General features: G+C 68.9%; 12 protein-coding genes. 4 read left to right on the top strand and 8 right to left on the bottom strand.

What is annotated here, in order from left to right; translation table 11 throughout:
- The first annotated feature begins 54 nt into the window (after positions 1–54).
- Genes AC07Y4_RS31800 through AC07Y4_RS31785 form a run of 4 tightly spaced genes read left to right on the top strand, consistent with a single transcriptional unit; the run spans position 55 to position 3767 of the window.
- A complete protein-coding gene (locus tag AC07Y4_RS31800) occupies positions 55–516 on the top strand; it encodes a type II 3-dehydroquinate dehydratase (RefSeq protein ID WP_070059760.1) in 462 nt (153 codons plus the stop codon).
- Positions 513–1079: a TRAP transporter small permease gene (locus AC07Y4_RS31795; protein WP_487850675.1), complete on the top strand. Its 567-nt coding sequence runs from the start codon at positions 513–515 to the stop codon at positions 1077–1079. The genes AC07Y4_RS31800 and AC07Y4_RS31795 overlap by 4 nt, the downstream gene beginning before the upstream one ends.
- Positions 1076–2356, top strand: a complete 1281-nt coding sequence (locus tag AC07Y4_RS31790) for a TRAP transporter large permease (RefSeq protein ID WP_062476564.1) — start codon at positions 1076–1078, stop codon at positions 2354–2356. Before AC07Y4_RS31795 ends, AC07Y4_RS31790 begins: the two co-directional genes overlap by 4 nt.
- A 4-nt stretch (positions 2357–2360) precedes the next feature.
- Entirely contained in the window at positions 2361–3767 is a 1407-nt protein-coding gene (locus AC07Y4_RS31785; protein ID WP_487850676.1) for an ELWxxDGT repeat protein, read from the top strand.
- On the opposite strand, the gene AC07Y4_RS31780 is transcribed toward AC07Y4_RS31785, so the two are convergent.
- The 8 genes from AC07Y4_RS31780 to AC07Y4_RS31745 all read right to left on the bottom strand — a co-directional run bounded on the left by AC07Y4_RS31780 (position 3748) and on the right by AC07Y4_RS31745 (position 11331).
- On the bottom strand, positions 3748–4680 hold the full coding sequence (locus tag AC07Y4_RS31780) for an alpha/beta fold hydrolase (RefSeq protein WP_487850677.1): 933 nt from the start codon (positions 4678–4680) through the stop codon (positions 3748–3750). The genes AC07Y4_RS31785 and AC07Y4_RS31780 overlap by 20 nt on opposite strands.
- 12 nt (positions 4681–4692) lie before the next feature.
- Entirely contained in the window at positions 4693–5871 is a 1179-nt protein-coding gene (gene pqqE / locus AC07Y4_RS31775) for a pyrroloquinoline quinone biosynthesis protein PqqE (protein WP_487850678.1), read from the bottom strand.
- On the bottom strand, positions 5849–6118 hold the full coding sequence (gene pqqD / locus AC07Y4_RS31770) for a pyrroloquinoline quinone biosynthesis peptide chaperone PqqD (RefSeq protein WP_070059765.1): 270 nt from the start codon (positions 6116–6118) through the stop codon (positions 5849–5851). Before pqqD ends, pqqE begins: the two co-directional genes overlap by 23 nt.
- Positions 6115–6852: a pyrroloquinoline-quinone synthase PqqC gene (gene pqqC, locus AC07Y4_RS31765; protein ID WP_487850679.1), complete on the bottom strand. Its 738-nt coding sequence runs from the start codon at positions 6850–6852 to the stop codon at positions 6115–6117. Before pqqC ends, pqqD begins: the two co-directional genes overlap by 4 nt.
- Positions 6853–6856: 4 nt before the next feature.
- A complete protein-coding gene (gene pqqB, locus AC07Y4_RS31760) occupies positions 6857–7777 on the bottom strand; it encodes a pyrroloquinoline quinone biosynthesis protein PqqB (RefSeq protein WP_487850680.1) in 921 nt (306 codons plus the stop codon).
- A 58-nt stretch (positions 7778–7835) separates the two neighbouring features.
- The gene (pqqA, locus tag AC07Y4_RS31755) at positions 7836–7910 is read right to left on the bottom strand and encodes a pyrroloquinoline quinone precursor peptide PqqA (protein WP_013539171.1); all 75 of its coding nucleotides are present in this window, start codon (positions 7908–7910) and stop codon (positions 7836–7838) included.
- 36 nt (positions 7911–7946) lie between these two features.
- Positions 7947–10172, bottom strand: a complete 2226-nt coding sequence (locus tag AC07Y4_RS31750) for an outer membrane protein assembly factor BamB family protein (protein WP_487850681.1) — start codon at positions 10170–10172, stop codon at positions 7947–7949.
- A gap of 94 nt (positions 10173–10266) precedes the next feature.
- The gene (locus tag AC07Y4_RS31745) at positions 10267–11331 is read right to left on the bottom strand and encodes a ThuA domain-containing protein (RefSeq protein WP_487850682.1); all 1065 of its coding nucleotides are present in this window, start codon (positions 11329–11331) and stop codon (positions 10267–10269) included.
- Positions 11332–11504 lie beyond the last annotated feature (173 nt).

Raw genomic sequence — 11504 nt, 5'->3', positions numbered from 1 at the left:
GCACGCATCCGCAAGTAAGTCAGCAAGCCAGCCCGTCCCTCACCGAAGCTCCCCATGAAGATCCTCGTTCTCCACGGCCCCAACCTCAACCTGTTCGGTCGCCGCGAACCGCACATCTACGGCAAGACCACGCTCGCCGAAATCAACGCGCAGCTGCAGGCCCTCGCCGTCGAACTCGGCGTGACGCTGGACACCATCCAGTCGAACCACGAAGGCGACCTGATCGACTTCCTGCACACCCACATCGACGATGCGCAGGGCGCGCTGGTGAACCCCGCCGGCCTCACGCAGCACGGCGTGCCGCTGCACGACGCGATCAAGGCCATGCCGTTCCCGACCATCGAGGTCCACATGTCCAACATCGCCGCGCGCGAAGCATGGCGCGCGCATTCGATCATCTCGCCGGCGGTGAAGGGCACGGTCCAGGGCCTGGGCCCGCTGTCGTACCTGGCCGCGTTGCGCGCGCTGGTCGACATGCAGCGCCAGGCGCAGGCGCAAGCACAGGCCTCCGCATGACCCGCTGGCTCGACCGGTGCTGCACCGGCATCGAGGCGCTGATCGCGGCCGCGCTCGCGGTCATGGTCGTGCTCGTGTTCGGCAACGTGGTGCTGCGCTACGGCTTCAACTCGGGCATCACGGTGTCCGAGGAAATCTCGCGCTGGCTCTTCATCTGGATGACCTTCCTGGGCGCCGTGGTGGCGCTGAAGGAGCACGGGCACCTGGGTGTGGACATGGTGGTGCAGAAGCTGCCCCCCATCGGCAAGAAGATCTGCCTGGCCGTCGGCCATGTGGTCATGCTCTACATCGTCTGGCTGCTGCTGCAGGGCAGCATCGCGCAGGCGCGCATCAACTGGGACGTGACGGCGCCCGTCACCGGTGCGTCGATGGCCATCGTCTACGCGGCGGGCATCGTGTTCTCGGTGCTGGCCGGGCTCATCCTGGCGCTCGACCTGCTGCGCCTGCTCACGGGCCGCATCGCCGACCATGAACTGGTGATGGTGCAGGAGTCGGAAGAAGCGGTGCAGCTGCAGCAGATCCTGGGTTCGCAAGACGGCAAGGAACCGGGAGCACGGCCATGACCATCGCTGTTTTTGTCGGCTCGCTGCTGCTCGCCATGGCGATGGGCATTCCCATCGCCTTCTCGCTGCTGGCCAGCGGCGTGGCGCTGATGTGGCACCTCGACCTGTTCGACGCGCAGATCCTCACGCAGAACGTGATCGGCGGCGCCGACAGCTTTCCGCTGCTGGCCGTGCCCTTCTTCATGCTCGCGGGCGAGATCATGAACGTGGGCGGGCTGTCCAAGCGCATCGTCGACTTCGCGCTCGCGCTGGTCGGCCATGTGAAAGGCGGCCTGGGCTACGTGACCATCATGGCGGGCTGCCTGCTGTCGGCGCTCTCGGGCTCGGCCGTGGCCGACGCCGCCGCGCTCACCGCGCTGCTGCTGCCGATGATGGTGCGCGCGGGCCACGACAAGCCGCGCGCGGCCGGCCTCATTGCGGCCACCGGCGTGATCGGCCCCGTGATCCCGCCGAGCATCGGCCTGGTGATCTTCGGCGTGGCGGCGAACGTGTCGATCTCCAAGCTGTTTCTCGCGGCCATCGTGCCGGGCCTGCTGATCGGCGGCGCGCTGTGGATCACCTGGGCCTGGCTGGTGCGGCGCGAAAAGATCGTGCCGCCGCCGCGCAAGTCGTCGGCCGAGATCGCCGCCGCCTTCCGCAACGCGCTGTGGGCGCTGATGCTGCCGGTGATCATCCTCGTGGGCCTGCGCATGGGCGTGTTCACGCCCACCGAGGCCGCGGTGGTGGCCGCCGTGTACGCGCTGTTCGTGTCGACGGTGGTGTACCGCGAGATCACCTGGAAGGACCTGTACGCCATCTTCGTGAGCGCGGCCAAGACCAGCGCCATCGTGATGTTCCTGATCGCCGCGGCGATGGTGAGCGCCTGGCTCATCACGGTGGCCGACCTGCCCTCGAAGATCGTGGGCATGCTGCAGCCGTTCATGGGCAACCAGATGCTGCTCATGATCGCGATCATGGTGCTCGTGATGGTGGTGGGCACGGCGATGGACATGACGCCGACCATCCTCATCCTCACGCCGGTGCTCATGCCCGTGGTGAAGGCGGCCGGCATCGACCCCGTGTACTTCGGCGTGCTGTTCATCATCAACAACTCGATCGGGCTCGTCACGCCGCCGGTGGGCACGGTGCTCAACGTGGTGGCCGGCGTCGGCAAGATCTCGATGGACGACGTCACGCGCGGCGTGGTGCCGTTCATGCTGGCCGAGTTCGCGATCCTGTTCGTGATGGTGGCGTTTCCGCAGCTGGTGATCGTGCCGGCGCGGTGGTTCGGGGGCTGAGCCGATGCGCGCTATCTGTCTCGCCGCGCTCGCCCTGCTCACCGCCCTGCCCGCCGCTGCACAAGACCCCGAACGCGAAGTGCTGCCCGAGCAGCGCCAGCGGCTGGCCTTCATCGCGCCCTCCGGCCTCGCGCCGCTGGGCAGCGGCAAGATGGTGTTCAGCGCCTTCCATGTCACGACGGGCCAAGAGCTGTGGGTCACCGACGGCAGCAATGCCGGCACCACCCTGTTGAAAGACATCCGGCCGGGCTTCCGGGGGTCGTTCCCTGCCGGTCAGGTCGCGTTCAAGGGCCACGTCTACACCACGGCCACCGACGGCGCGAGCGGGCTCGAGCTCTGGCGCACCGACGGCACCGCCGCCGGCACGACGCAGGTGATCGACCTGCGCCCCGGCGAGGAAGGCGCGATGCCCAACGAGCTGACCGTGTTCCGCGACGCGCTCTACTTCGTGGCCGACGACGGCCAGACCGGCTTCCAGGTGTGGAAGACCACGGGCGATGCGAAGGGCACCACGCGCGTGTCCGCCGTCGACGCCGGACCGCGCGCTCTCACCCGCCAGCTCACCGTGGCCGGCCCGCGCCTGTTCTTCACCGCGACCACGCGCACGCACGGCCACGAACTCTGGGTGACCGACGGCACGCCCGAGCACACGCGCCTCGTGAAGGACATCCGCCCGGGCATCGAGGATGCGGGCATCCAGAACCTCACGGCCGTGGGCAACGACCTCTACTTCACCGCGCACGACGGCGAACACGGCGCCGAGCTGTGGAAGAGCGACGGCACCGCACACGGCACGCAGCTGGTGAAAGACCTGCGCCCGGGCGCCGCGCCCTCGCGGCCGACGCACCTGGCAGCGCTGGGCCGCACGCTGTACTTCTCGGCCGACGACGGCGTGCACGGCATCGAGCTGTGGAAGACCGACGGCACCGCGAAGGGCACGACGCTGGTGAAGGACATCCGCCCCGGCCCGAGCGGCGCCGTGTCGAGCGCGATCGCCGTGATGGGCGGCAAGCTCTACTTCGCGGCGACCGACGGCGTGTCGGGTGCGGAGCTGTGGCGCAGCGACGGCACGGCGGCGGGCACGGTGCGCGTGAAGGACATCGCACCGGGCGCGGAGAACGGCTCACCCGCGCGCTTCGCCGTCATCGGGGCGCGCCTGTGGTTCGCGGCGAACGGCGGCGGTGGCCGGGGCGTCGAGCCATGGACCAGCGACGGCACGCCCGCCGGCACGCGCGCCGTGGCCGACCTCGCCGCCGGCGAACGTCACGCGATGCCGCTGGGCTTTCGTGCGCTCGGCGACGCGGTGCTCTTCGTGGCCGACGACGGCCATGGCAACGACCGGCTGTGGTCGCACCGCAAGGACGGCAAGGTGACATTGATCGGCGATCCGCTCAAGGAGCGGCTGCGCTGACACCGAAGGCCTGTGTGGTTGCGTAGTCGCGCAAGGCCTGCTGCATGGCTACGGCGATGGCGGGGTGTGTCGGGTCGTGGCCCGCGCCCTGGGCCCAATGCAGCGGCGCGCCCAGCACCTGCGCCAGTGCCTGAGCGCCCTCGGGCGGACACAGCGCGTCCTGCGTGCCATGCACGATCAGTGTGGGAACAGCAGGCGATGCGGCGCAGCGCTGCAACAACGAGGGCGCATCGAGCCAGCAGCAATGCCGCAGGTAGTGGCTCTGCACGCGGTAGCGCGCCACGAGCCGCGGCAGCATCGCTTCGTCGATCGGCGGCGCTGTGCCTCCGGTGGCGAGGCGCTGTTCCCAGTCGGACCAGTGGCGCGTCAGCTCGCACTGCCGCTCCCAGGTGCCGTGCGCGAGGACCTCGGCGATCGGCACCGTCACCGGGCATCGCCGGCGCCCGGCCTCGTCCCACAGTACGCGCCACGCGGGGCCGTCGTGCTGCAAGGCCCCGGCGAAGAGCGCGTGGATGTCGCCCGGGCGCGCGAGGAACACGTTGCGCAACAGCAGGCCCGCGACGGCCTCCGGTGCGTCGAGAGCATGCATCAGCGCCAGCGTGGCACCCCACGAACCGCCCACCACCAGCCATCGATCGATGCGCAGGTGCGCGCGCAGCAGACGCAGGTCGGCCAGCAGATCGGCGAGCGTGTTGTGCTCAATCGATCCTGTGGGGGTGCTGAGGCCCGAGCCGCGCTGGTCGGGGCAGACGATGCGGTAGTGCGCGGGATCGAAGTCCCGGCGCAACAGCGGCGAGCAGCCTGACCCCGGCCCGCCGTGCAGCACCACCACGGGCAGGCCCGCCGGGTTGCCGTGCTCCTCGACGTGCATCACATGCCCGCCGTCCAGAGGCAGGCGATGGGTGATCGTCATCGGGGTGTGCTCTCAGCTCAGCGCGTTCGCGTCGGTGCGAAAGACGAGGTCGCCCGCACGCCGCGCGCCCGGCACGAAGCGGATCGGCGTGCCATGGTCGCGCGGATCACCCGCCGCCTTGACCATCGCCTCCACCTCCTCATGCCGCGGGCTCTTGGGGCACACCGGGTCCGTGGCCGCCGCGTCGCCCGTCAGCAGGAAGGCCTGGCAGCGACAGCCGCCGTGGTCCTTCTCTTTCTCGTCGCAGCTCTGGCAGGTGCTGCTCATCCAGCCCGTGCCACGGTAGGCGCCGAAGGCCGGGCTCTCTTGCCAGATGCTGCGGATGCTGTGCTCGCGCACATTGGGAAAGTCGAGCCCGGGCAGCATGCGCGCGCTGTGGCACGGCAGCGCCACGCCGTCGGGTGCGACCACGAGGAACACGCTGCCCCACCCCGCCATGCAGGGCTTGGGCTTGCCCTCTGCGTAGTCGGGCACCACCCAGAGGATCTTCATGCGGCCGTCCAGGCGCGGACGATGGGTTTGCACCACCGCCTCGGCCGTGGCCAGCATGTCGCGCGAGGGCATCAGCATCTCGCGGTTGCGCCAGGCCCAGCCGTAGTACTGCACGTTGGCGAGTTCGAGAAAGTCGGCTTCCATCGCCTCGGCCATCTCGATGATCCGACCCACGTGCGGCAGGTTGTACCGGTGCATCACGCAGTTCAGCACCATCGGGTAGCCGAGGTCCTTGATGGTGCGGGCCACGCGCTGCTTGAGGTCGAAGGTCTTCGTGGAGCTGAGGAAGTCGTTGAGCTCGCGGCTCGAATCCTGGAACGACAGCTGGATGTGGTCCAGCCCCGCGCGCTTCAGCGTCTCGGCCCGCTGCGGCGTGAGGCCCACGCCCGAGGTGATCAGGTTGGTATAGAAGCCGAGCTCGTGCGCCGCCGCGACCAGCTCGGGCAGGTCGTCGCGCAGCAGCGGCTCGCCGCCCGAGAAGCCCAGCTGCACCGCGCCCATCGCGCGTGCCTCGCGAAACACGCGAATCCATTCGGCCGTGTCCAGCTCCTCGCGGTAGCGCGTGTAGTCGACCGGGTTGGAGCAGAAGGCGCAGTGCAGCGGGCAGCGGTAGGTCAGCTCGGCCAGCAGCCACAGCGGCGGCTTGGCGACCGCGCGGGGTGCGCGGGCTTGCGGCTCAGCGGATCCAGTGGCGTCCATGGGCCTGCTCCAGGAATTCGAGCACGTCGGCATGCAGGTCGCTCTCGCCGAAGGTGCGCTCCAGGTCCGCCACGAGTGCGGCCACCGAGGTCTTGCCGTCGCAGCGCTGGAGGATCTCGGCCGCCGGCCCGTTCAGCTTGATCATGCCCTCGGGGAACAGCAGCACGTGGCACTGCTGCGCCTCTTCCCACTGCATGCGGTAGATCGAGGTGAGCGCCGGCTGGGCATCGTCGGTCCATGCGGTCATGGCTGCTGTTCTTTCTGAAGGTCGTCGGGATAAGCCTTCTCGATCGCGTCGAGCATGGCCCAGAGGATGTCGAGCTTGAAGCCCAGGATGTGCAGCGCGCGCTGCTGCCGCTCGCGCGTGGTGCACCACTGCATCGCCACCTCGAGGCCGTGCTCGACGTCGCGGTCGGCCAACGGAATGCGGCTGCGAAAGTAGTCCAGGCCCGAGGTGTCGATCCACGGGTAGTGCGTGGGCCAGCCCGCGAGCCGGTCCTTGTGGATGCGCGGCGCGAACATCTCGGTGAGCGAGGAGATCACCGCCTCCTGCCACGGCGCCGTGCGCGCGAAGTTCACGTACGCATCGACCGCGAAGCGCACGCCGGGCACGACGAGCGCGTGCGACTCGAGCACCTCGCGCGCCAGGCCGGTGGCGATGCCCAGGCGGGTCCAGATCTCGATGCCGCCCGCGTTGGCGCCTTCATGGTCGCCGTGCCCGTCGTGGTCGAGCATGCGCACCACCCAGCGCCGGCGCGTGGCGCGGTCGTCGCAGTTGGACAGAACGGCGGCGTCCTTCACCGGGATGCGGCACTGGTAATAGAAGCGGTTCGCCACCCAGCCGCGCACCTGGAAGGGCTGCAGCTCGCCCGCGTTGAGCCGGTGATTGAACGGGTGGTGGCTGTGGTAGCGCGACTCCATGGCGCGCAACCTCGCTTCGAACTCCTGCGGGGACCATGGGCCTTGTGTCTCTTGTGTCACGTGTTCAGATCTCCAGGACCATGCCGTCGAACGCAACCTCGATGCCGCGGCGCACGAGCTGCGCGCGCTGTGGCCCGTCTTCGTCCAGGATGGGGTTGCTGTTGTTGATGTGGATGAGCACCTTGCGCCGCGCTGCGCAGGCGTCGAGCGCCTGCAGCATGCCGGGGCCGTGCGGCCCGTCGCATTGCGGCAGGTGGCCCATGTCGGCCGCGTGCTTCTTGCCGAGCCCGGCCGCGACCATCTCGTCTTCGGTCCAGAAGGTGCCGTCGACGAGCACGCAGTCGCAGGCGTCGAGGCTGCGGCGCTCGGCCTCGCCGACCTGCGCCAGGCCCGGCGCGTAGAGCACGCGCTTGCCGGTGGCGGGGTCTTCGATGAGCACCGCGGCGTTCTCGCTGCGCGCCTCGGTCTGGCGGCGCGGCGAATACGGCGGCGCCTTGCCGGGCACCGGCACGGCCTGCAGCCGCAGCCCGGCGATGTCGTGCCAGGCACCGCCGCCGGCCTCGAGCGACAACGGGTGCCAGGTCACGCCGCAGTAGCTGTCGAGGGTGCGCAGCAGCGGCAGGCTGCCGGTGAGGTCGTCATGGGCCTCGGGCGTGCAGTACAGCTGCAGCCGCTGCCCTTCGCGCAGGCTCAGCAGGCCTGCGACGTGGTCGATTTGAGAGTCCATCAGCACCACCGCCTCGATCGGCGAATGGCGCAGTCCGTGGCGCGGCCACAGGGCCGGCGAGGCGCGCAGTTGCGCGCCAAGGTCGGGGGAGGCATTCAGCAGAATCCAGCGTTCGCCATCGGCCGACACCGCGATCGAACTCTGCGTGCGGGGCGTGGCCCGCACCTGCCCGCTTCGCTGGCCGGCGCACAGGCGGCAATTGCAATTCCATTGAGGGAAGCCACCGCCCGCTCCCGAACCCAGCACCAGAATCTTCATGGGGGCCCAACAAAAAAACACGGCACCGGCGCAAGGCCGGTGCCGTGGGTCTGCGCGCTCAGCGAGCGGAGATGTACATCGTGATTTCGAAACCGAAACGCATTTCTTCGAACTCAGGCTTGCACCATTTCATCGCATTGCTCCTTCAGTGGTTGGGGTTGAGGACATATCAATAGACGACGATCTTTCCCGTCGGACGCGGGCTATGGCAGTCGTTGTAAAAGTATTCGCCCGGCGTGTCAAAGGTGTGGGTCTGCGACTGGCCCGGGTTCAGCCTGAAATTGAACCGCCCCTCGAAGAACTGCGTGGCGCAGTGGGTGTTGGCGTTGGCTGCGGGGTTGGTGAAGGTCACGGCGGTGTTGACGGGCACGCGCATGAAGGTCGGCGTCATGGCGTTGACGGCCGTCGATTCGGTCGCACCCGGCTCGTTCGCCGCCGTCTGCACGCGCGCCAGGAACACGGTGTTCGGCGTCGGCAGTGCCGCGCCCTCCACCGCCTGGCCCGACACGGGCCGGCGCACCACGGGCGGTGTCGGCGTGGCGGTCGCGGTCACCGCGCCGCCGACCTTGAAGGCCCACAGCCGGTCGCCGCGCGGGGCCGAGTCGCCGTACGGAATGCTGGTGCCGCCCGAGAACACCGCGATGTACTGCTCGCCGTCGATCTCGTAGGAGACCGGGCTCGCGCTGATCGCCGCGCCGGTCTGGAAGCGCCACAGCTCGGTGCCGTCCTGCGCATCGAGCGCCAGCAGGTTGCCGTCGGGCTGGCCGATGAACAGCAGGTCGGAGGCCGTGCTCAGGATGCCGTTGCCGTGCGCCACCGAGTACGGCAGCGGCTTCTTCCACTTGACGAGGTTGGTGCTCGGGTCGACCGCCACGACCGCGCCGGTCATGTAGGTGCCCGGCGGACGCAGGCCGTTGCTCGACTCGCTGAGCGAATGCGCTGCCGACACGTAGCCCATGCCCGTGTAGACCAGGCCCGTGCGCTGGCTGAAGGACTGGTGGTTCCAGTTGGCACCACCGCCGTGGCCCGGGATGGACAGGATCGGCACATCCCAGTGCGCGTCGTACAGGCAGCCCTTCGTGTAGTTGGGCACCGCGCGGTTCGGGTCGCCCGGAATGGCCGTGCCCAGCGGCTGGTCGACGATGCAGGTCTCGGTCCAGGCGCCCTGGCGCGGCAGGGGCTGCGTGGGCCAGCTGGCCTGGCGGGCGTCCTGCTTCACAGGCACTTCGTCGATGCCCAGCGGCGCGCTGCCGTCCTTGCGATCGAGGATGTAGTACATGCCCGTCTTGCTGCCGTAGATGACGACCTTGCGGTCCTTGCCGTCGATCTTCACATCGGCGAGCACCGGCGACATCACGTTGTCCATGTCCCAGATGTCGTGGTGCACCGACTGGAAGTGCCACTTGTACTCGCCGCTCTTCAGGTCGAGTGCGACGATGGAGTTGGCGAACAGGTTCTGGCCCGGGCGCGAGGACCCGTCTTGCGACGAACCGCCGCGCACGTTGCCGAAGGTCCAGTACACCAGGCCCAGCTCGGGATCGACCGCGGGATGGATCCACGGCGTGGCACCGGTGCGTGCCGCGTCGGGCGCGCCGCCCCAGGTGTCGTAGCCCAGCTCGCCCGCGCGGGGCACGCCCCAGAAGGTGGTCAGCACCTTGCCGGTGAGTGCGTCGGCAGAGAACGCGGCGCCGCGGTTGCCATCGTTGGTGCCCAGGTACAGGCGCTTGTCGTGGTAGACCAGCGCGACCTTCTGCAGCGCGCCCTTGTAGTCGGGGTCGGTGCTGCTGGTCGGGTACTGCTTGATCCACTCGACGACGCCGGTGTCGGTGCGCAGCGCCACGAGGCGGTTGCCGGTGGCCACGGTGAATACCAGGCCCAGGTCCTTGGCGACGGCCACGCCGCGGCGGGTGATGCTGCCGTAGGGCGTGGTCCATTTCCACTTCGTCACACCGGTCTTGCCGTCCACCGCGACCACGTTGCCGAGTGCGGATTCGATGTAGAGCACGCCGTCGACGACGACGGTGGTGCTCTGGTTGTTGCCGGTGGTCATGCCGCCTTCGATCTGGTTGACCCAGGCGCCGCCCAGTTGCGTGACCAGGCCCTTGTTGATCTTGCGCAGGCTCGAATAGTTCTGGTTGCCCAGGTTGCCGCCGACCTTCGGAAAGTCCTTGTCACCGGCGGTGCAGCAGTCCGACAGGTCGGCCGCGGGTGCGGCGGCGGCCGGTGGCGATGCGGGCGGCGGTGTGCCGGCAGACGGCGACGGCGCAGGGGCCGGCACGACGGGCAGCACGGGCGTGCCGCCACCGCCGCTGGAGCCGCCGCAGGCGGTGATCAGCAACGGCGATGCAAGCACGCCGCACGAGATCAGCAGCGTGACCAATGATTTTTTCTTCATGGATGTCTCTACTCGGTGAACGTTGGAACAGGGGTGTTCGAAACGACCGGTGGCGCGCACACGGCGCCGCACCGGCCCCGGGAGGTCGTCGTCGTTACTCGGTGGTGCAGAAAGGTGTCAGCCCCATCGCCGACTTCACGCCTTGCACGACGAGCTTCTGGAACTCGATGGCGCCCACGCCCGACAGGTCGGCGGTGAACGAGTGCGCGTTGTGCCCGAGGGTCGTGAGCCATGCGCGGCCGCCGTCGTAGTACTGGCACCAGGCGACCGGATGGAAGTCGGCGTGGCCGGGATGCGGCGCGGAGGTGAGCGGCTTCAGCGTCGAGGTGTCGACCTTGGCCAGGAACTTCACCTTCGTCGGGAAGGGCATCAGGTTGTACCACTCGTCCTGGAACGAGAAGCGCTTGGGCACGTCCTTCGTCGAAGGGTCGTCCGAGACGATCTCGACGTCGCCCGCGCGGTTCGGTCCGTGGTTGTAGAAGTTCGCGTTGCCCAGCAGGCCTTCGTAGTAGGGCCAGTTGTATTCCGCGCCGAAGGCGTTGTGCAGGCCGACGAAGCCGCCGCCGCGGCGCATGTAGTTGCGCAGTGCGGTGCGCGCGGCATCCTGGCTGGTGCTCACGGCGCCGTTCCACAAGGTGTCGCGGTTCGAACTCGCGAAGATGATCGCCTTGTAGTTGTTGATGCGGCTGCCCAGCACGGCCACGTCCTCGGTCCAGTCGACCGTGATGCCCTCGGCCGACAGCATGCGCACGAGGCCTGCCTGCATCACGTTGTCGGTGTTCATCGCCGGGTTCAGGCCGGCCGCCATCGGCGTGCCCAGCACGGCATGGCGCGGGCCGGCGGTGCGCGAGTAGATCAGCACGCGGTCGGGCGTGCTCGCGAAGGCGCCCCAGTCGTTGTAGCACTTGGGGTTGGTGCCGCGGCAGACGTTGTAGTACTCGTCGAAGCTGTCGTCGACCTCGGCCACCGGCTCGGTGGGCGTTGCCGGCACTTCGTCGGTCGGCGCGGGCGGCGGTGCCGATGCAGCAGGCGCAGGCGCCACGGGCAGGAACGGCAAGGCCGCGCCGCCGCCGCCGTCGCCTCCACCGCAGGCAGTCAATGCCAGCGCGAGCGCGGCGGCCGATGCAAGTCCGAAGGGAAAGGATCTGGAATGTTTCAACGGAGTCTCCTCTTGGTGGTCAATGGCGGAATCGGACGGGCGCACGCGCCCAGCACGTGTCGCTGCGCCGCGGGTGGCGGCAGGCGCAGACGTGGGAGTGACGGAAATTGCCGGCGGGGACGAAGAAGGAATTCGTCGTCAGCCGTGGGGGCGCGCTACTTGCGGATGCGCAG

This window comes from Variovorax sp. GW460-12-1-14-LB1, assembly GCF_059423605.1.
Note: the sequence above shows the minus strand (reverse complement) of the source record. Positions and strands in the feature narration are given on the sequence as shown.